Here is a 19,702-nt window from a genome sequence, read left to right as displayed (position 1 = left end):
ATTTCAAGTCAAGCGTACTGGGCGTAAATCTCGCTTCACCGCCCCTGCGTGACACTGCATCTTGCTCGCTAACCAGAAGAGAACGCCTTCGGGCGATCAACAACAAAAAGTGTGCTCACGGGAGCGATGCAATGACTAACGACAATAGTGCGATTGGCGGCCTCATGCCTGATTCCATGTCTGCCACTGGCCAGGCCGATATCGGCCGCAAGCTGAACCGGACCGAGAAAAAGGCCATCGTGGCCGCGACCCTGGGCACCATAGTCGAGTACACCGACTGGGTGATCTACGCCACCTTCTCCTCCATCCTCGCGAAGCAGTTCTTCCCGGCCGGCAACAGCCTTACCGCGCTGCTCTCGGTACTGGCGGTGTTCGCCGTGGGCTTCCTCATGCGCCCCATCGGCGGTGCGGTGCTCGGTGTGTTCGCCGACCGCTATGGCCGCAAGAAGGGCTTGACCCTGTCGATCCTGCTGATGTCGCTGGCCTCGCTGGTGATCGGCATCTGCCCCAACTACGAGAGCATCGGCATCGCCGCCCCCATCATCCTGGTGCTGGCACGCCTTACCCAGGGCTTCTCCGCCGGTGGGGAATTCGGTTCCGCCTCGGCCTTCCTGATCGAATCGGCACCGTCCGATCGGCGTGCCTTCGCCGGCTCCTGGCAGTGGTTCGCGATCAACGCTGGCACGCTGGTGTCTTTTCTGCTCGGCTTCGTGCTGGCCTCGGTCGGTAGCGACACGGCCCTGGAAGACTGGGGCTGGCGTGTGGCGTTTATCATCGCCGCGCTGATGGGCGTGCTCACCCTGTGGATCCGGCTGTCGGTGAAGGAAACGGAGGTGTTCAAGTCCCGCGTGGCCAAGAAGGCTGTCGAGAAGCGCCCGATCCGCGACATTTTCACTAAACACCGCAAGGACGTGCTGCGGGTCATCGGCGTCGCCATGGCGGGCAACCTGCTGAACTACGTGTGGATGGTGAGCTACCCGTCCCAGGTTCACCTGGTGACCGGCATGTCGATCCGCGAGACGTTGCTGGCTGGGGCCATCGCCGTGAGCGTGTCGCTGCTGCTGATGCCGCTGGTCGGCATGCTGGCTGATCGTATTGGCCGCCGCCCGGTGTTGATTGCCTTTGCCGCCGCGTCCGTCCTCTGGGCCTGGCCAAGCTTCGGGCTGCTTTACCAGGGCATCAGCCTGGTTGAGGTGGTGCTGCTACAAACCGTCTCCATGGTCATCCTCACCGGCTTCGGCGCTGCCTCGGCCGTGACCATGGCCGAGCAGTTCCCGGCCGAGGTGCGGGTCACGGGCATCGCCTTGCCCTATGCGCTGTCGGTCACCCTGTTCGGCGGGACTTCGCCCTACATCATGACGGCGGCAGCGGGCGCGGGTTATGGCCATCTGTTCTGGGTCTACGTCGCCGCGGTGTGCCTGGTGAGCCTGGTGGTCTACATCCGTATGCCGGAGATGAAGGGGCAGCCGCTGCGCTGATCGCGTTGACGCACAGAAAGGCCGGGCCCGATGGGCTCGGCCTTAAGCCGGATTATCTGCAGTAGCCCGGATGAAATCCGCGATGCCCCCTTATCGGGGCCATAGGCAAGTCCACGTCCTGCGAACGTGGGAAATCGAGTACGCCTTACGCCTTCTGCGGCACCCCCTGCAACTTCGCGCGCAGCACCAGCGCAATGCCGCCCAGCACCGCCAGCGAAACCAGCGCCAGGCGCAGGCTGATGGTTTCGCCCAGCAGCAGCGCGCCGCCAAAAGCCGCGAGGACGGGGACACTGAGTTGCACACTGGCGGCCTGCAGGGCGCCAAGGCCGGGCAGGGCGCTGTACCAGATGGCGTAGCCGATGCCAGAGGTCAATGCGCCGGAGAGCAGGGCGTAGATTAGGCCTGGCAGGTCCAGGGTCAGCTGGCCGATGAAGGGCAGCAAGAGCAGGGCGGCGAAGGGCAGGGCACGGATGAAGTTGCCGGCGGTCGCCGCCAGCGGCACGCCGGCCTGGCGACCCAGCAAGGTGTAGGCGCCCCAGGCCAGGCCCGCGAGCAGCATCAGCAGCCCGCCCACCAGGGGCGGCGCAGTGGCGCCAGGTAGCAGCAGCACCACCAGGCCGCCCGTGGCCAGGGCGAAACCCAGGGCCTGTTGAGGATTCAGGCGCTCGCCGCGCAACAGGCCGAAAACCACCATGCAGAGCTGCACCGCGCCGAACAGCAGCAGCGCGCCGGCCCCGGCGTCCAGCTGCACGTAGGCGTAGGAGAACGCTGCGGCATAGACGAACAGTGCCAACGCGGCACGCCAGTTTCCGGTGCTGGTCAGGGGGCTGCGACGTAGGCGCAGCAACAGCCAGAGCATCAGCGCGCCGGAGGCGATGCGGATGGCCGTGAAGCTCGCCGCGTCGATGGCGGTTTCCTTCAGGGCGAGTCGGCAGAGCAGCGAGTTGCCGGCAAAGGCCAGCATGGCCAGTGCGGTCAGCAACAACGTACGGGCGGCGGGCATGGCTGTCCTTAGGGGGATACCCGTTGGTTCAACGGCGCAGATAGGCGGTGAAGTCGATATCGCTGGCCGAGAGAATGGCCTGTACACGGTTGTGTACGTTGAGCTTGCGCAGGATGGCCGAGACGTGGGCCTTCACCGTGGTTTCGGCGATGTCCAGGTTATAGGCGATCTGCTTGTTCGACTCGCCTTTGGTCATGCGTTCCAGCACCAGGAGTTGCTTGCGGGTCAGCGCCTGCAACAGCTCCGGCGGGATGCCGGCATCTTCATGGTGGCGGCGAGGCGAGGTCTTTTGGGTACGGATGATGTCGGACGGCAGATAGACATTGCCGTTGAGAATCTGCTCGATGGCGTCGGTCATTTGCGCGCGAGGCGAGGATTTGGTGATGAAACCCACCGCGCCGTAGGTGATGGCCTGCAACACCACCTGCTTGTCCTGCTCGGCGGAGACAATGACCACCGGCACGGTGGGGGCTTCGTTGCGCAGGTTGATCAGCCCGTTCAGCCCATGCATGCCGGGCATGTTCAGGTCGAGGAGGATCAGGTCCAGGTCGTCGTGCTCCTGGGTCAGGGCCAGGGCGCTGTCCAGGTCGGCGGTCTCCATCACTTCGCTTTCCGGAAAGCCATCGCTGATGACGTTGTGGATGGCTTCGCGGAAGAGCGGGTGGTCATCGGCAATCAGAATTTTGTACACGGCCTTTCACCTCGTTGTTTTCATTATGGTGCGGCAGGCCCGTGTGTGCCCGGTCAGGGGAAGGGCACGGGACGGGCGGGCTTCATCGCGGACGCGCTGTACTTTTATAGGCAGCTATTACAGGCCAGTGCCGCTGCTTTTGGAATTCGACGTTGAGAGGGGGGAAGCAGTACCAAAGTAGTAGATGGCCCATGCCGGTGCAGTGCCGGCATGGGCGCAGAGAACCTGGAAGTCGGGCGTGGACTGGCCGGCTCTGGCCGAACGCAGCACGCCACTGTTCACATCGAAGGACAGCTGGAAGGTGGCCCGGACCGGCAGGGCAGTCTTGGAACCACTGGCTGCTCATGGTCGTGTGGTAGTGGCTCGCCTCAAGTGCGTTTACCCCGCCTTGCGAAGGGCCGCATGTTGAGGGTTGAAGCTCAGCAGCGCAGCCAGGGCGAAGAGAAGTGTCAGCCCCAGACACACGCCGATCGCCAACCCGTTGAGGCGCTCGTACAGCGCGAAACGCACCATCTCCACGGCGTGGCTGAAAGGGTTCAACGCGCAGAGCCAGTACAGCCACTCGCTGGCCTCGCGCATCTTCCACAACGGGTAGAGCGCCGAGGACAGGAAGAACAGTGGGAAGATCACGAAGTTCATGACCCCGGCGAAGTTCTCCAATTTGCGGATGCCGTTGGACAGCAGTAGCCCAAGGGCACTGAGCAGCAGGGCCGCCAGCAGCAATGCCGGGAGCGCCGCCAGCAGGCCGAAGGCCGGCGGCTGTACGCCGTAGAGCCAGGCGATGGCGAGGAACGCATAGACCTGCAGCAACGACACCAACGATGTGGCCAGCAAGCGGGACGCCAGGAGGAAGGGGCGGGGCAGGGGGCTGGTGAGCAGCAGTCGCATGCTGCCCATCTCGCGGTCGTAGACCATGGATAACGAGCCCTGCATGCCGTTGAACAGCAGGATCATGCAGGCCAGGCCCGGGACTATGTAGGTCTCGTAGGTGATGTAAGTGTCGTAAGGCTCGATGATGGCAATCCCGAGCGCCGCGCGGAAACCCGCAGCGAACACCAGCAGCCAGAGCAGCGGGCGTACCAGGGCGCTGAGAAAGCGTGTGCGTTGCAGCACGAAACGCAGCCATTCGCGCAGCAGTATGCCGCGCAGGCATTGCCAGTAGAGAGTCGGCATGGGCAGGGCTCCGGAATGGCGATGGGGAGGGTCGTCAGGCACAGGTCGTCAGCCGCGCGAAGGTACCAGCCAGCCCGCCAACCTGCCGTTCACTCAGGCTGGCGGCACAGCCGTTGGCTATGATCCGGCCCTGGTGCAACACAAGCAGTCGATCCTCAGGTTGGATTTCATCCAGCAGGTGAGTGGTCCAGAGCACGGCTACTGCCTGCTCCCGGCAGAGTTGGCGTACATGCAGGTTCAGCCCGTCGCGGCTGGCGGGGTCCAGGCCGGCGCTGGCTTCATCCAGCAAGAGCAGACGCGGTTCGTGGAGCAGGGCGCGAGCGATTTCCACCCGTCGCCGGTGGCCTCCGTTGAGCAAACGCACCTTGTCTTTCCGGCGTGGGCTCAATTGCTGGCGCTCCAGTTCGCGCTCGATGCGCGCATTGGCCAGTCTGCCGGGCAGGCCATGGAGGGCGGCGTGGTAGCGCAGGTTCTGCTCGATGCTGAGGTCCAGGTCCAGGGTGCTCTGCTGAAACACTACACCCAGTTTCGCCAGGGCCTTGCGTGGTTCTCGGCGCAGGGAATGGCCGCAGACGGCGACCTCGCCCTGTTGCAGGTCGTACAGGCGGGTGAGCAGGGCGATCAGGGTGGACTTGCCGGCGCCGTTGGGGCCAAGCAGCGCGGTGAAGCTGCCTGCGTCCAACTCGAACGCTACCTGCTCCAGGGCACGTCGAGGGCCGTAAGAGAACCCCACTCCGGCCAGTTCCAGGGCGCTCATGGGGTCACCACCACGCCCCAGGGGTAGCGGCCGACCTTGATCGATTTGGCCACCTTGAGGCTGCCGACATCGATCACCGAAACGTCGCCGCTGATGCCGTTGGTGGCCAGCAAGCGCTTCTCATCGGGGGTGAACGCAAGGTGCCACACGCGCCTGCCCACCAGCAGGTAATCGAGTACTTCATAGGTCTTCGCGTCCAGCACGGCCACATGGTTGGCTGGGCCCAGGGCGACGAAAGCGTACTTGCCGTCGCGCGTCAGCTTGACCCCAACTGGCTGCACCTTGTCCGAATGCACGCCCTTTACCTGGAACTTCAGCACCTTCTGCACCTGACGGCTGGCCACGTCGACGACCGTGACCGTGCCGCCGATCTCGGCGGAGGCCCAGAGCAGCTTGCCGTCCGGGCTGAACTCCACATGGCGCGGGCGCTGGTCTACCAGTGTGTTGTCCACCAGTTGCTGGGTGGTGGTGTCGATCCAGTGCAACATATTGGTGGTTTCGCTGGTGTTCACCGCCCACTTGCCGTCGGGGCTCACGGCCATACCTTCGGGCTCCACGCCGACCTGGATCTGCGCCAGCACCTGCTCGCTCTGAGTGTCCACCACTGTCACCAGGGCGTCGTCCTCATTGGAGATGTACAGCCAGCGGTCATTGGGGTGCAGAGCGAACTGCTCGGGGTCGGCGCCGGAGGGCAGTTCCTTGATGATCGTGCGAGTGGCCAGGTCCATGACCTGCACCGTGTCCGAATCGCTGGCGCAGATGTAGAGCAGCTTGTTGTCGCTGGACAGTGCGAGGCCGCGTGGGCGTTCGCCGACATCGAGGTGGGCGGTGACCTCCAGGTTGTCCAGATCGATAACGCTGACGTTGTTGTCTTTCTCATTGGATACATAGGCAGTGGCGGCCAGGGTGTGGCCTGCGAGCAGCAACACGGCGGAGCCGATGGCAATGGCAAGGGGGGCGGGCATGGTGGTTGTCCTTCTTGTTGTTGTCAGTCGGTTGTGGCGAACCGGCGGCACGTGCTTTCGGGGCGGTCGAAGCCGAGGCTGTCCAGTTCGCTGACCGGGTGCAGAAAGCCGTCCTGGGGCGAGGTGCTCACCAGGGCGCGGGGGTGGACGAGGGGAATGGGTTGGCGCAATTGGCCATCCCAGTCGCGGTAGCTCAGCTTGCGCCCCTTGAAACCGTCGAGGGGCAGCTCGGAAGACAGGGCGAGGGTGCGGATCGCCCCGGCATCGACACTTTTGAGGCGGGTCACGGCGCTGGCGATGCTGCGCACGGCAAGCCAGGCGGCGAAATCACGGTCGTTCATCCAGCGTCCCGCCAGTGCCTCAAAGCGCTTCTGCAACTGGGCGGCACCGTAGGTTTCGACTGTCTTGTGCCAGCCTGTCGGAGTCAGACCCTGGGTCCCGGCCACTGGGCGCGGGTACCAGGTGTTGTAAGGCAGGTATTCACCGAAATCACCGCGCTCGTCGGCCACCAGTACCACGTCGTATTCGCTGGCCTGGGTGAATAGCGGCATCTCTGCCTGGGCGCTGCGACGCTGGTCGTTATCGAAAGTCCAGGGTTTCTCTTCCACTATCTTCGCGCCGAAACGCCCGGCGGCACGGCGCAGGGCGGCGGCATAGGCCAGGTCGTCGGGCGTGTGGCCGGTCACCAGCAACCAGCGCTGCCAGCGGCGCATGGCGAGGAACTGTGCCAGGGCATCGGCCAGCATCGCGCGGTTGGGCAGGCTGTGCAGCAGGTTGGCGCGGCACTGCTCGCCGCGCAGCTCGTCCGCTGGACTGCCGGCGTTTAACAGCAGGCTGTCGGGGAGGGCGTCCGCCAGTTGCAGCACCTGCTCGGCCGGGGCGTTGACCACGAACAGCCGCAGGCCCTGTTCATGCAGTGCCCGAGCCCTGGCCAGCAGCGCCTCGGGCGTCGGGCTGGGGTTCGCGTCCAGTTGATAGTGGTGCTTGAGGAAGCGTCCGGTGCTGTTACTGTCGGTGATGGCCAGTTCGGCGCCGCGCAGGCCCGCATCTTCCGGCTCGGGAATCACGTTGGACAACAGCGGGCCGCGCTCCGGCTCCCAGGCCAGGTAGCCGATGCGCACCTCCAGGCCTTCATCGGCGCGGATCTCGGTGGCAAGCAGGGCGGCGCTGGACAGGGCCAGTAGATAGGCCAGGCCATGGAGCAGGTAGTGGCGCATTGCAGGGCTCCTTCAAACGTGGAGCCAGCATAGGAAGCGGGAGGCGCGCGGAAAATATGCAGAAAGTACCGGTCGGGCGGTACCAAGGTAGTAGAGCCAGGCGTGGCCCCCGGCTCTAGCCTGGGATCCAGGGGAACCTGCAAGAGGATTCCGTCATGGCCGTAATCAAACATCTGCTTTTGCCACTGCTGGTCGTCTGCTGCCTGCTCGAGTTCGAGCTGGCCAGGGCTTCGAGCGACCTCTCCCGGCATGCTATCCATCTGCCGGACATTACCCACTCTTTCCCGACCTCTTGCCCCCTGGCCAACTGAGCCGCCGACCTGCTTCCCAATCGCCTAAGTGCCAGCGTGCTGGCGAACAGCTTCCCGCCGTTCGCCGGCGCGTTGGCGCCTGTTTGATCGACATTGTCGGGCAATCCCTTCACCGGCCTCCGCCCGCACTACTACCAAGGGAGGAGTGTCAGGCCACCAAAGCAGGATGGGGGCGTCCCCGGGAGCTTCCTAACATGTCTCCACAGCGCTCCCCACGGGACGCCGCCTTGCCCAGCAGCTCAATGAGGATGTACGTGATGAACAACAACAGCGCACTGCGCGGCCTCGCATTCCTGGCCGGCCTGACTCTCAGCGCAATGGTCCTGGCCCATGGCGACGTAGTGCCCCAGGCCGTGAACACCGAAGGCCTGGAGGCACTGGGCAAGGAGTGGCGCGACGAGAACCCCTACCGCGCGCCCTATCCCCAGCATGACCTTGCCGTCGAGATTGGCGCTTCGGCCTACAACCAGAACTGCGCCCGCTGCCATGGCCTTGAAGCCAAATCCGGCGGTATCGCACCCGACTTGCGCTACCTGGAAACCGATGCCAGCGGTGACGAATGGTTCAAGGAGCGGGTGATCAACGGCGCAGTGCGCGACGGCGCGGTGTACATGCCGAAGATGGCCGACTTCCTCAGCCAGGAAGCCCTGTGGGCCATCCGCACCTACCTGGAAAGCGTGCATGTGGACGAGTGATCGCCATGCGCCTGCTGGTCTTATTGTGCTGGCTGCTGTGCCTGCCGCTGGCGCAGGCACAGGTGCGGCCCTATGACGACATCGTCGACTCCGGCGTGCTCCGGGTGGCTGTCTACGAGCGCTTCGCGCCCTATAGCTTCAAGGAAGGCGAGCAGGCACGTGGCGTGGACGTCGACCTGGCCCGCGCGTTGGCCGCCGGCCTCGGCCTGAAGCTGGAGCTGCTCTGGGTCACCCCCGGCGAAAAGTTGGATGACGACCTGCGCAACGTCATCTGGAAGGGCCACTACATGCGCCCCGGCGTGTTCGCTGACGTGATGTTGCGGGTGCCCTATGACCGTGATTTCTCGCAGAAGCGCAATGACGTGGGCGAACTGGCCAACGAGCAGGTGGTGATGTTCGGTCCCTACCAGCGTGAGCGCTGGCAGGTGGTCTACGACAGCCGCCGTCTACCCGAGGTGCCAAGCATCGGCGTGTTCCAGTTCCACCCGATTGGCGTGGAACTGGAGAGCGTACCGTCGTTCTACCTTACCTCGGTGCTCGCGGGTCGGCTGTCGCGCAACACCCATCACTATCCGGGGCCTGCCGCAGCTTTCGAGGCCATGCGCAAGGGCGAGGTGGATGCGGTGATGGCGTTGCGCGGTGAACTGGACTGGCTGGAGCATCAGGCCCACGATCCGCGAATCAAGGACGCCGACAACGCCTACCCCAACCTCGGCCAGCCGGACTGGGACATCGGCATGGCGGTCCACGAGAGCAACCGCCAGTTGGCCAATGCCCTGGAGGAAACCCTCGACGGCATGGTGCGCGACGGTCGCATGGAGAAGCTCTATGCGGCCTACGGCCTGCGCTACGAGTTGCCGGGGCTCTATCAGGACGTTCAATAGCCGGAGGTGCGGGATGCCCAGGTGTTCGTTTCGCCTCGGCGAGCCTCAGCCGCTACGAACTGATCCCCAGTGCCAGCCACCGCTACCCGTAGTATGAAATAGAGCGCCTACCGAGGGTTGATCGCGCAATGGAATGACATCCCGCCGCCTGGAAGCGGCTCCGCGCGGACAGCGCCCTCTCCCTCTGGGAGAGGGCCGGGTGTGGGAGGCTACACCAGCTCTGCGTGCTTCAACTCGCTCTTCAGGTAGGCGTAGTAGATCGGTGCCGCCACCAGTCCTTGCAAGCCGAAGATCGACTCGAAAGCCAACATCGCCAGAAGCAGTTCCCAGGCCTTGGCGCTGATCTGGCCACCGACGATGCGCGCGTTGAGGAAGTATTCCAGTTTGTGGATGGCAATCAGGTAGCCCAGGGCACCCAGCGCGACCCAGAGGGATACCGAGAATCCGGCGATGAAGATGAGCGTGTTGGACATCAGGTTGCCGATCACCGGCAGCAGGCCAAGGATGAAGGTCAGCAGGATCAGCACCTTGGTCAGCGGCAGGTGGATGTCCATCAGCGGTAGCACCACGGCGAGGAAGATGCCGGTAAGTGTTGTGTTGACCAGGGAAATCTTGATCTGCGCGAAAACGATATTGCGGAAGGCGGTGACCAGCAGTGCCATGCGCTCCAGCAGCAGGCGGCTGAGCGGACGCAGGGTCTCGAAATTGGGGATGGGCTGCAGGGCGATGATGGCGCCAAGGATCATGCCGATCAGCATGGTCACGAAGGTGTGTGCCGCGCCCTTGCCCAGCAGTTGCAACTGGCCGACGTGGGCACGCAGCCATTCCATCAGTTCGCGACGCAGGTCATCGGCGTTGGCCGGCAGGTAGTTCTCGATGGACGCCGGTAGCTGCGCCCGCGCCTGCTCGGTCAGGACGATGAACTTCTCCAGCAACTGACCGGGGTTGTGGACTTCCTGGGTCACCACGCCGGCGATCCACACGAAGAAGAGTGTCAGCAGGCTCACCACCAGCATGCCTAGCAAGGCCACTGCGAGCCAGTGGGCGCGGCGGCCACCGGGAATGACCGGTTGCAGGCGGGGAGCCAGAGTGACCACCAGTTCGTAGACCAACAGGCCGGACAGCAAGGAAGGCAACAGGTGGAAGGGCAGCACCAGCAGCAGGCCGATGAGCGCGATGGCCCAGCTGGCCAGGAGCAATTGACGATCTGTGAAGAGTTGCATAGGTCCCGGGGGCCTTGGAAAACGAAGCAGGGGCGGCAGTCTGCCAGTGGGAGGCGCTGCCGTACAATCGGCAGCTGAAGTATGCAGGGACGTGGCGGTATTGCTACCAACGGACGAGGAAAATCCGCACTGTGTCCAATTGTTGGCCTCACGTGGCAAACCAAGAATTTGCGGCAGACCGGGAAAATTTCCCGGATCACAACAACAAGCCCGCAGAGGTAGCCGCAAATGAAGCTCGCCACACCCCACCAGCCTTTCGCCCGGACGCTGTTGTGCGTCGCCATGATGCTCTCGAGCAGCCTGGCCCTGGCCGGCGTCACCGACGAAGACATTCTTGCCGATGCCATGTCCACCGACCAGGTGGTGACCAATGGCCTGGGCTTGCAAGGCCAGCGCTACAGCACCCTGGATGACCTCAACAGCAACAACGTGCAGCAACTGCGTCCGGTGTGGGCGCTGTCCTTCGGGGGTGAAAAGCAGCGTGGCCAGCAAGCCCAGCCGTTGGTGAAGGACGGTGTGATGTATGTCACGGGTTCCTATTCTCGAGTGTTTGCAGTCGACGCACGCACCGGCAGGAAACTCTGGCAATACGATGCCCGCTTGCCCGACGGCATCATGCCCTGCTGCGACGTGATCAACCGTGGCGTGGCGCTCTACGACGACCTGGTGATCTTCGGCACGCTGGACGCCAAGCTGGTGGCCCTGAACAAGGACACGGGCAAAGTGGTTTGGCGCAAGACCGTCGCCGACTACAAGGCGGGCTACTCGATCTCGGCCGCGCCGCTGGTGGTCAAGGGCAAGTTGATCACCGGCGTCGCCGGTGGCGAGTTCGGCGTGGTGGGCAAAATTGAGGCTTACAACCCGAAGAACGGCGAGTTGCTCTGGACCCGTCCGACCGTGGAAGGCCACATGGGCTACGTCTACAAGGACGGCAAACAGGTCGAGAACGGCATTTCTGGCGGCGAAGCCGGCAAGACCTGGCCGGGTGATCTATGGAAGACCGGCGGCGCCGCTCCCTGGCTGGGCGGCTATTACGATCCAGAGACCGATACCCTGCTGATCGGTACAGGCAACCCCTCGCCGTGGAACTCCCACCTGCGTCCGGGTGACAACCTGTACTCGTCTTCGCGCCTGGCGCTCAACCCGGAAGATGGCTCCATCAAGTGGCACTTCCAGACGACCCCGCACGATGGCTGGGACTTTGACGGCGTGAACGAGCTGGTGTCCTTCAACTACCAGGACGGCGGCAAGACGGTGAAGGCCGCCGCCACCGCCGACCGCAATGGCTTCTTTTATGTACTGGACCGCACCAACGGCAAGTTCATCCGCGGTTTCCCTTTCGTCGACCAGGTGACCTGGGCCAAGGGGCTGGACAAGGAGGGCCGCCCGATCTACGACGACGCCAAGCGTCCTGGTGCGCCGGGCGCCGATGGCAAGCACGGCAGCTCGGTGTTCGTGGCACCGTCCTTCCTCGGCGGCAAGAACTGGATGCCCATGGCCTACAGCCAGGACACCGGCCTGTTCTACGTGCCGTCCAACGAGTGGGGCATGGACATGTGGAACGAGAACATCGCCTACAAGAAAGGTGCGGCCTACCTGGGCGCCGGCTTCACCATCAAGCCGCTGAACGAGGACTACATCGGCGTGCTGCGTGCCATCGACCCGAAGAGCGGCAAGGAAGTCTGGCGCTACAAGAACTACGCGCCGCTCTGGGGCGGTGTGCTCGCTACCAAGGGCAATCTGGTATTCACCGGCAACCCTGAGGGTTACCTGATGGCCTTCGACGCCAAGTCCGGTAAGAAACTCTATGAGTTCAATACCGGCTCCGGTGTGATCGGTTCGCCCATTACCTGGGAGATGGACGGCGAGCAGTACGTCTCCGTGCTCTCCGGCTGGGGCGGTGCCGTACCGCTATGGGGCGGCGAGGTGGCCAAGCGCATCAAGGACCTGAACCAGGGCGGCATGCTGTGGACTTTCAAGCTGCCGAAAGAGGCGGTGGTCGCCAAGCGCTGATGCGCAGCAAGGCCCGCTCCGGCGGGCTTTGTCTTGTTCATGTAGGAGTACCGCAGGATGGTTAGAGTCCGCACCGGCCCCGCGCAAGGGCGCTCTGGCAAGGGCCTGAGGACGGGCCAACTACTACCAAATGAGGAGGGTGTCTGTGCCATGGGCGCATACCGGCGGGCGCGGGGCGCTGACTAAGATCGGTCTACAACCTGCCCAACCGGGTGGGCACCGACCAGAGAGAGCAACGTCATGATCTATGCACAACCAGGCACTCCGGGCGCCGTCGTCAGCTTCAAGCCGCGCTACGGCAACTTCATCGGTGGCGAGTTCGTACCGCCGGTGGGTGGCCAGTACTTCACCAACACCTCCCCCGTGAATGGCGAGGTGATTGCCGAGTTCCCCCGTTCCGGCGCCGAGGATGTCGAGAAGGCGCTGGATGCCGCCCACGCCGTGGCTGACACCTGGGGCAAGACCTCTGTGCAGGACCGTGCGCTGATCTTGCTGAAGATTGCCGACCGTATCGAACAGAACCTGGACGTGCTGGCCGTCACCGAAACCTGGGATAACGGCAAGGCCGTACGCGAGACCCTGAACGCCGACGTACCGCTGGCCGCTGACCACTTCCGTTACTTCGCCGGCTGCATTCGCGCGCAGGAAGGCAGCGCCGCCGAGATCAACGAGCACACCGCTGCCTATCACTTCCACGAGCCGCTGGGCGTGGTCGGGCAGATCATCCCCTGGAATTTTCCGCTGCTGATGGCCGCCTGGAAACTGGCCCCCGCGCTGGCTGCTGGCAACTGCGTGGTGCTCAAGCCTGCCGAGCAGACCCCGCTGTCGATCATGGTGCTGGCAGAGATCATCGGCGACCTCCTGCCGCCCGGCGTGCTGAACATCGTCCAGGGCTTCGGCAAGGAAGCCGGCCAGGCGCTCGCCACCAGCAAACGCATCGCCAAGATCGCCTTCACCGGCTCGACTCCGGTGGGTTCGCACATCCTCAAGTGCGCCGCCGAGAACATCATCCCCTCCACCGTGGAGCTGGGTGGCAAGAGCCCGAACATCTACTTCGAAGACATCATGCAGGCCGAGCCCGAGTTCATCGAGAAGGCGGCCGAAGGCCTGGTACTGGCCTTCTTCAACCAGGGTGAGGTGTGCACCTGCCCGTCCCGCGCGCTGGTGCAGGAGTCCATCTACCCGGCGTTCATGGCCGAGGTGATGAAGAAGGTCAACGCCATCAAACGCGGCAACCCGCTGGACACCGACACCATGGTTGGCGCCCAGGCCTCGCAGCAGCAGTTCGAGAAGATCCTCTCCTACCTGGAAATCGCCCAGCAGGAAGGCGCCGAGCTGCTGGCCGGCGGTGCGGCCGAAAAACAGGAGGGCGGCCTCGCCAGTGGCTACTACATTCAGCCGACGTTGCTGAAGGGGCACAACAAGATGCGTGTGTTCCAGGAGGAAATCTTCGGCCCAGTGGTGGGCGTCACCACCTTCAAGGACGAAGCCGAAGCCCTGGCGATTGCCAACGACACCGAGTTCGGTCTGGGCGCTGGCGTCTGGACCCGCGACATCAACCGTGCCTACCGCATGGGCCGTGGCATCAAGGCCGGCCGTGTGTGGACCAACTGCTACCACCTGTACCCGGCCCACGCCGCCTTCGGTGGCTACAAGAAGTCCGGCGTCGGCCGTGAAACCCACAAAATGATGCTCGACCACTATCAGCAGACCAAGAACCTGCTGATCAGCTACGACATCAATCCGCTGGGCTTCTTCTGATCTACGATTGACTCCGTGGCGCGCAAGTTTGGGCGCCACACTCCCTTTGCCGATGATGCCCTGCCAGCGGGACTGCGCACACGAATCCCATGCCCGCCAGGGTTTACTCGCAACGCGGCTTCGGCCGCGTTTTTTCTTGGCGACCGCGCCTGGGTTACCACCTTGTAGGAGCCAGCTCGCTGGCGAACGGTGCCACGACCTTCGCGAGCAAGCTCGCTCCTACACAGGTAGCTCGGCCTGACCCACGACCTGCCGGCCCCAAAGCCCTACCAAATCACGAGCGTATCTCCTCCGAAAGTACCATTCGGGCCTCTCCGGCCTGGTGATTAACTGGACTTGCCGGAATCCTCCGGCGCCATAACAAGAGGATGGCTCCATGTGGACTAAACCCGCCTTTACCGATCTGCGCATTGGTTTCGAAGTGACCCTGTACTTCGCCAACCGCTGATCCGCATCGCCCCGGCCCTGCCGGGGCCCCCGCCCAGGGCTAATCCCATGCATATCCAGATTCTCGGCTCGGCCGCCGGTGGGGGTTTCCCCCAGTGGAACTGCAACTGCCACAACTGCCGTGGCGTGCGCAGCGGCAAGGTCCGCGCCCAGCCGCGCACCCAGTCCTCCATCGCTATCAGCGCCAACGGCGTCGACTGGGTACTGTGCAACGCCTCGCCTGATATCCGTGCCCAGCTGGAGGCCTTCCCGCCACTGCAGCCGGTGCGCCGTGTGCGCGACACGGGCATTGCCGCAATCATCCTGATGGATAGCCAAATCGATCACGTCACCGGCCTGCTCAGCCTGCGCGAAGGCTGTCCGCATCAGGTCTGGTGCACTGAGATGGTCCACCAGGACCTCAGCACCGGCTTCCCGCTCTTCACCATGCTCAGTCACTGGAATGGGGGGCTTGTATGGAACCCCATCGACCTCGCCACTCCGGGCTTCGAGATTCCCGCCTGCACTGGCCTGCGTTTCACCGCAGTTCCCTTGCTGAGCAGTGCGCCGCCGTATTCGTCGCACCGGGGCAACCCGCACCCCGGTGACAACATCGGGCTGCTGGTGGAAGACCTGAATACCGGCGGCAATCTGTTCTACGCCCCCGGCCTTGGTCAGATAGACGAAACCTTGCGCGACTGGATGCGCCGCGCAGACTGCCTGCTGGTGGACGGCACCCTGTGGCGTGACGACGAAATGCGCCATTGCGAGGTCGGCGACAAGCTCGGCAGCGAGATGGGTCATCTGCCGCAGAGCGGTCCGGGCGGGATGATTGAGGTGCTCGACGGCATTTCGGGCCCGCGCAAGGTGCTCATTCACATCAACAACACCAACCCGATCCTCGACGTCGATTCCCGCGAGCGCGCCGAACTGAGCCGCCACGGCATCGAAGTGGCCTGGGACGGCATGAGCATCGAGTTGTAAGGGAGCCCGAGATGAACCAGCCAGCCATGAGCCCCGCCGAGTTCGAGCAGGCCCTGCGCGCCAAGGGCGCCTGCTACCACATCCATCATCCCTATCACCGTGCCATGTACGAAGGCCGCGCCAGCCGCGAGCAGATCCAGGGCTGGGTGGCCAACCGCTTCTACTACCAGGTGAACATCCCGCTGAAGGACGCCGCCATCCTGGCCAACTGTCCGGACCGCGATACCCGCCGCGAATGGATCCAGCGCATCCAGGATCACGATGGCGCCCCCGGCGAGGAAGGCGGCATCGAGGCCTGGCTGCGCCTGGCCGAGGCCGTCGGCCTGGACCGCGAGCAGGTGCTGTCCCAGGAACTGGTGCTGCCCGGCGTGCGCTTCGCGGTGGACGCCTACGTCAACTTCGCCCGCCGCGCCAGCTGGCAGGAAGCGGCCAGCAGCTCGCTGACCGAGTTGTTCGCCCCGCAGATCCACCAGTCGCGGCTGGACGCCTGGCCGCAGCACTACCCCTGGATCGACCCGACTGGCTACGACTACTTCAGGAAGCGTCTGAAGGAGGCGCGCCGCGATGTGGAGCACGGCCTGCGCATCACCCTCGACCACTACCGCACGTGGGACGCCCAGCAGCGCATGCTGGAGATCCTGCAATTCAAGCTGGACGTGCTCTGGAGCATGCTCGACGCCATGAGCATGGCCTTCGAGCTGGAACGTCCTCCGTTTCACACGGTGACCCGTGACCGGGTCTGGCACCGGGGGATTGCCCTATGAGCGACTTCGACATGCATCAGGTACCCAACCTGCGGCGGGGCTTCCGCCTGCAATGGGAACCGGCCCAGGGCTGCCACGTGCTGCTGTATCCGGAAGGCATGGTGCGGCTGAACGAGAGCGCGGGAGAGATCCTGCGCCTGGTGGATGGCCAACGTTCGGTGGCGCAGATCGTCTTCGACCTGCGTCGGCGCTTCCCTGACGTACCCGGCCTGGACGAAGACATACTGGCGTTCATCGAGGTGGCCCATGCCCAGTTCTGGTTGCAACTCCACGCCTGAAACCCAGCCCGGGCCGCCGTTCTGGCTGCTCGCCGAGCTGACCTACCGCTGCCCGCTGCAGTGCCCGTATTGCTCGAACCCGCTGGACTTCGCGAAACAGGGCGAGGAACTGACAACCGCACAGTGGATCGAGGTGTTCCGCCAGGCCCGTGAGCTGGGCGCGGCACAACTCGGCTTCTCCGGTGGCGAGCCGCTGGTGCGCCAGGACCTGGAGGCGCTGATCCGGGCGGCACGGGAGCTGGGCTACTACACCAACTTGATCACCTCCGGCATCGGTCTCACCGAGGCTCGTGTCAACGCCTTCAAAGACGCCGGGCTGGACCATATCCAGATCAGCTTCCAGGCCGCCGACGAAGAGGTGAACAATCTCTTGTCCGGCTCGCGCAAGGCCTTCGCCCAGAAGCTGGCCATGGCCCGCGCGGTGAAGGCCCAGGGCTACCCGATGGTGCTGAACTTCGTCACCCACCGGCACAACATCGACAGCATCGGACGAATCATCGAGCTATGTCTGGAACTGGAGGCGGACTTCGTCGAGCTCGCCACCTGCCAGTTCTACGGCTGGGCCGAACTTAACCGCGCCGGCCTGCTGCCGACCCACGAGCAACTGCAGCGCGCCGAGCGCATCACAAATCAATACCGGGCGAAGCTGGCGGCCGAAAAGCACCCGTGCAAACTGATCTTCGTCACCCCGGATTACTACGAGGAGCGCCCCAAGGCCTGCATGAACGGCTGGGGCAACCTGTTCCTCGACATCACCCCGGACGGCACGGCGCTGCCTTGCCACAGCGCGCGCCAGTTGCCGGTGCAGTTTCCCAATGTGCGTGAGCACAGCCTGCGCCACATCTGGTACGAGTCCTTCGGCTTCAACCGCTTCCGTGGCTACGACTGGATGCCCGAACCCTGCCGGTCGTGCGACGAGAAGGAGCGGGACTTCGGCGGCTGCCGTTGCCAGGCTTTCATGCTGACTGGCGATGCCAGCAACGCCGATCCGGTCTGCGCCAAGTCGGCACACCACGGCAAGATACTGGCGGCGCGGGAAGAAGCGGAGCACGCTGCCAAGGGCCTGGAGCAACTGACCTATCGCAATGAGCGCACCTCCAAGATCATCTGCCGCGCCTGAGAACCGTCCTTTTGGTTTCTGGGACAGTGACTGGAGTGCGGAACGTGCCGTGGCGGCGAGCCGTGACTTCGCGGAGTTGCGCTGGGGGCCTGCGGGGCTGTTCTGGAGTCTGTTCGACCCCGCTGATGGTCGTACCACGCTCTGGCGCTGGCAGGCAGGCGTAGCACGGTGCCTCACACCCGCCGCCTTTTCCGTGCGCAGCCGGGTTTACGAGTACGGTGGCGGCGCTTTCTGCTTGCTCGACGAGGGCGTGGCGTTTGTCAACGAGGCAGACCAGCAGCTGTATAGGCAGGCGTTCTCCGGCGTGCCTGCCGCGCTGACCGGGAACCCTGGATGCCGCTACGGCGATCTCTGGCCAGGGGAGCGGGCCGTACTGGCAGTGGAAGAAGACCGGGGCGTTCACCGGCTGGTGTCCATCGCCCTGGAGGGTGGGCCCCGTCAGGTACTCGTCGAGGGGGCCGACTTCTACGCGGCACCCCGCATCAGCCCGGATGGCCAGACCCTCGCCTGGATCGAGTGGTCCCGTCCCGCGCAGCCCTGGACGCAAACGCGCCTGTGCCTGCGCCAACGTCAGGGTGGCGGTTGGGGACCGACTGAAATCGTCGCTGGCGGGGAAGGTGGGGAATCCCTGCAACAACCGCGCTTCGATGACGAAGGTCGCCTGCACTGCCTCAGCGACCGCAATGGCTGGTGGCAGCCCTGGAGGCTCGATGTGCAGGGGTGGCGGCCATTGCCAGCGGTGCTGGCCGATCACGCGTCCGCACCCTGGCAACTGGGGGCTTGCAGCTATCTGCCGGAGACCGGCTTGAAGAGCTGGCTGGTCGATGGTCAGGGCTACCTGGCTGGCGGGAACGGCGTCCCGCTGGCAACCCGCTTCAGCCGCTTCCGCCAACTCGCCGCGGATGAACGGAATGACTACTGCATCGCTGCCGGAGCGCAGAACGCCAGTGCCGTGCTGGCCATCGATCGGGGTAGCGGTGCCGTACAGGTGCTGGCCGGCGGTGAGTGCGGGCTAGCGGAAAAAGACGTCTCCAAACCCCGGCCATTGCGCTTTGCCGTCGGGGCGGGGGAGTGGGCTCACGCATTCTTCTACTCACCCTGCAACACCCGCTACCTCGGCCCCGAGGGCCAGCGACCGCCGCTGCTGGTGTTCTGTCATGGCGGACCGACTTCGGCCTGCCAGCCCGTGTTCGATCCACGTATCCAGTTCTGGACCCAGCGTGGCTTCGCCGTCGCCGACCTCGACTATCGGGGCAGCAGCGGTTACGGCCGTGCTTATCGCCAACGCCTGGCCGGTGCCTGGGGCGAAGTGGATGTGGAGGATGCCAAGGCTCTGCTTGGTCATCTGGCCGGGCAGGGCCTGGTGGATCGGCAGCGGGCCTTCATCCGGGGAGCCAGTGCCGGCGGCTTTACCACCTTGCTTTCCCTGGTCGGGGACACGCCCTTCCGTGGCGGCGCCAGCTATTACGGGGTGAGCGACCCACTGGTACTGCGGGAGAAGACCCACAAGTTCGAGGCCGATTACCTGGACTGGCTGAGCGGTGACCCCGAACGGGATGCCGAGCGTTACCGGCAACGCACACCAGTAGTGCGGGCCGGCGAGATCGGGGCGCCGGTGATCTTCTTCCAGGGTGGCCGGGACGCGGTGGTGGTGCCGGAGCAGACCGCTGCCATGGTCACGTTGCTACGCGCGGCCGGGCGGCAGGCGGATTGCCATGTCTATCCCGAAGAACAACACGGTTTTCGCCGGGCTGAGAACCTTGCCCACGCCCTGGAGGCGGAGCTGGGGTTCTATCGAGGCTTGTTGAGCCGGGCAGCTCTCCTGTAGGGGCGAATTCATTGGCTATGTCTGCGTTAGCTGTTGCGAGCGTTTTCCCATTCGGCCAAGAGGCTTGTAGGAGCTGGCTTGGCAGCGAAACGCCGCCATTAGCTGGCAAGCCCGCTGCTACGGGCAATGCA

19 protein-coding genes are annotated in these 19,702 nt (G+C 64.3%); 12 read left to right on the top strand and 7 right to left on the bottom strand.

Annotated features, from left to right (window positions below; genetic code table 11):
* Positions 1-131 precede the first annotated feature (131 nt).
* On the top strand, positions 132-1,478 hold the full coding sequence (locus AAHM40_RS21795) for an MFS transporter (RefSeq protein ID WP_342246514.1): 1,347 nt from the start codon (positions 132-134) through the stop codon (positions 1,476-1,478).
* A gap of 145 nt (positions 1,479-1,623) precedes the next feature.
* Here AAHM40_RS21795 and AAHM40_RS21790 read toward each other — a convergent pair whose 3' ends face one another.
* The 6 genes from AAHM40_RS21790 to AAHM40_RS21765 form a co-directional block, all read right to left on the bottom strand.
* Positions 1,624-2,481 carry a DMT family transporter gene (locus AAHM40_RS21790; protein WP_342246513.1) on the bottom strand — a complete coding sequence of 286 codons (858 nt, stop codon included), beginning with the start codon at positions 2,479-2,481 and terminating at the stop codon, positions 1,624-1,626.
* A gap of 28 nt (positions 2,482-2,509) precedes the next feature.
* On the bottom strand, positions 2,510-3,172 hold the full coding sequence (locus AAHM40_RS21785; protein WP_028627975.1) for a response regulator transcription factor: 663 nt from the start codon (positions 3,170-3,172) through the stop codon (positions 2,510-2,512).
* A gap of 378 nt (positions 3,173-3,550) precedes the next feature.
* Entirely contained in the window at positions 3,551-4,345 is a 795-nt protein-coding gene (locus tag AAHM40_RS21780; RefSeq protein WP_342246512.1) for an ABC transporter permease, read from the bottom strand.
* Positions 4,346-4,379: 34 nt separating this feature from the next.
* On the bottom strand, positions 4,380-5,102 hold the full coding sequence (locus tag AAHM40_RS21775; protein ID WP_342246511.1) for an ABC transporter ATP-binding protein: 723 nt from the start codon (positions 5,100-5,102) through the stop codon (positions 4,380-4,382).
* A complete protein-coding gene (locus AAHM40_RS21770) occupies positions 5,099-6,067 on the bottom strand; it encodes a YVTN family beta-propeller repeat protein (protein ID WP_342246510.1) in 969 nt (322 codons plus the stop codon). Before AAHM40_RS21770 ends, AAHM40_RS21775 begins: the two co-directional genes overlap by 4 nt.
* 23 nt (positions 6,068-6,090) lie before the next feature.
* Positions 6,091-7,284, bottom strand: coding sequence for an ABC transporter substrate-binding protein (locus AAHM40_RS21765; protein ID WP_342246509.1), 1,194 nt, complete (start codon positions 7,282-7,284; stop codon positions 6,091-6,093).
* Between the two features lie 155 nt (positions 7,285-7,439).
* On the opposite strand from AAHM40_RS21765, the gene AAHM40_RS21760 reads away from it, so the two are divergent.
* From AAHM40_RS21760 to AAHM40_RS21750, 3 genes are all read left to right on the top strand, one after another.
* Positions 7,440-7,595: a hypothetical protein gene (locus AAHM40_RS21760; RefSeq protein ID WP_342246508.1), complete on the top strand. Its 156-nt coding sequence runs from the start codon at positions 7,440-7,442 to the stop codon at positions 7,593-7,595.
* A 257-nt stretch (positions 7,596-7,852) separates the two neighbouring features.
* Positions 7,853-8,290, top strand: coding sequence for a cytochrome c-550 PedF (gene pedF, locus AAHM40_RS21755; RefSeq protein ID WP_342246507.1), 438 nt, complete (start codon positions 7,853-7,855; stop codon positions 8,288-8,290).
* 5 nt (positions 8,291-8,295) lie between these two features.
* Positions 8,296-9,174: a substrate-binding periplasmic protein gene (locus tag AAHM40_RS21750; RefSeq protein ID WP_342246506.1), complete on the top strand. Its 879-nt coding sequence runs from the start codon at positions 8,296-8,298 to the stop codon at positions 9,172-9,174.
* 209 nt (positions 9,175-9,383) lie between these two features.
* Here AAHM40_RS21750 and AAHM40_RS21745 read toward each other — a convergent pair whose 3' ends face one another.
* Positions 9,384-10,397: an AI-2E family transporter gene (locus AAHM40_RS21745; RefSeq protein WP_342246505.1), complete on the bottom strand. Its 1,014-nt coding sequence runs from the start codon at positions 10,395-10,397 to the stop codon at positions 9,384-9,386.
* Positions 10,398-10,679: 282 nt separating this feature from the next.
* On the opposite strand from AAHM40_RS21745, the gene AAHM40_RS21740 reads away from it, so the two are divergent.
* From AAHM40_RS21740 to AAHM40_RS21705, 8 genes are all read left to right on the top strand, one after another.
* On the top strand, positions 10,680-12,410 hold the full coding sequence (locus tag AAHM40_RS21740; protein ID WP_446731604.1) for a PQQ-dependent methanol/ethanol family dehydrogenase: 1,731 nt from the start codon (positions 10,680-10,682) through the stop codon (positions 12,408-12,410).
* Positions 12,411-12,650: 240 nt separating this feature from the next.
* The gene (gene exaC, locus AAHM40_RS21735; RefSeq protein ID WP_342246504.1) at positions 12,651-14,171 is read left to right on the top strand and encodes an acetaldehyde dehydrogenase ExaC; all 1,521 of its coding nucleotides are present in this window, start codon (positions 12,651-12,653) and stop codon (positions 14,169-14,171) included.
* Between the two features lie 376 nt (positions 14,172-14,547).
* Positions 14,548-14,619, top strand: a complete 72-nt coding sequence (gene pqqA, locus AAHM40_RS21730; protein WP_072432761.1) for a pyrroloquinoline quinone precursor peptide PqqA — start codon at positions 14,548-14,550, stop codon at positions 14,617-14,619.
* Positions 14,620-14,666: 47 nt separating this feature from the next.
* Positions 14,667-15,581 (top strand): pyrroloquinoline quinone biosynthesis protein PqqB, encoded by a 915-nt coding sequence (gene pqqB / locus AAHM40_RS21725; RefSeq protein ID WP_342246503.1) that lies wholly within the window; start codon positions 14,667-14,669, stop codon positions 15,579-15,581.
* 11 nt (positions 15,582-15,592) lie between these two features.
* Entirely contained in the window at positions 15,593-16,345 is a 753-nt protein-coding gene (gene pqqC, locus AAHM40_RS21720) for a pyrroloquinoline-quinone synthase PqqC (protein ID WP_342246502.1), read from the top strand.
* On the top strand, positions 16,342-16,623 hold the full coding sequence (pqqD, locus tag AAHM40_RS21715) for a pyrroloquinoline quinone biosynthesis peptide chaperone PqqD (protein WP_342246501.1): 282 nt from the start codon (positions 16,342-16,344) through the stop codon (positions 16,621-16,623). The genes pqqC and pqqD overlap by 4 nt, the downstream gene beginning before the upstream one ends.
* On the top strand, positions 16,592-17,743 hold the full coding sequence (pqqE, locus tag AAHM40_RS21710) for a pyrroloquinoline quinone biosynthesis protein PqqE (protein ID WP_342246500.1): 1,152 nt from the start codon (positions 16,592-16,594) through the stop codon (positions 17,741-17,743). Before pqqD ends, pqqE begins: the two co-directional genes overlap by 32 nt.
* Entirely contained in the window at positions 17,709-19,571 is a 1,863-nt protein-coding gene (locus AAHM40_RS21705) for a S9 family peptidase (RefSeq protein ID WP_342246499.1), read from the top strand. The genes pqqE and AAHM40_RS21705 overlap by 35 nt, the downstream gene beginning before the upstream one ends.
* Positions 19,572-19,702: the final 131 nt, after the last annotated feature.

Source organism: Pseudomonas sp. OTU5201 (assembly GCF_038440135.1).
GTDB lineage: Bacteria > Pseudomonadota > Gammaproteobacteria > Pseudomonadales > Pseudomonadaceae > Metapseudomonas > Metapseudomonas resinovorans.
The sequence above is the reverse complement of the archived record's forward strand: the minus strand, read 5'-3'. Positions and strand labels throughout refer to the sequence as shown.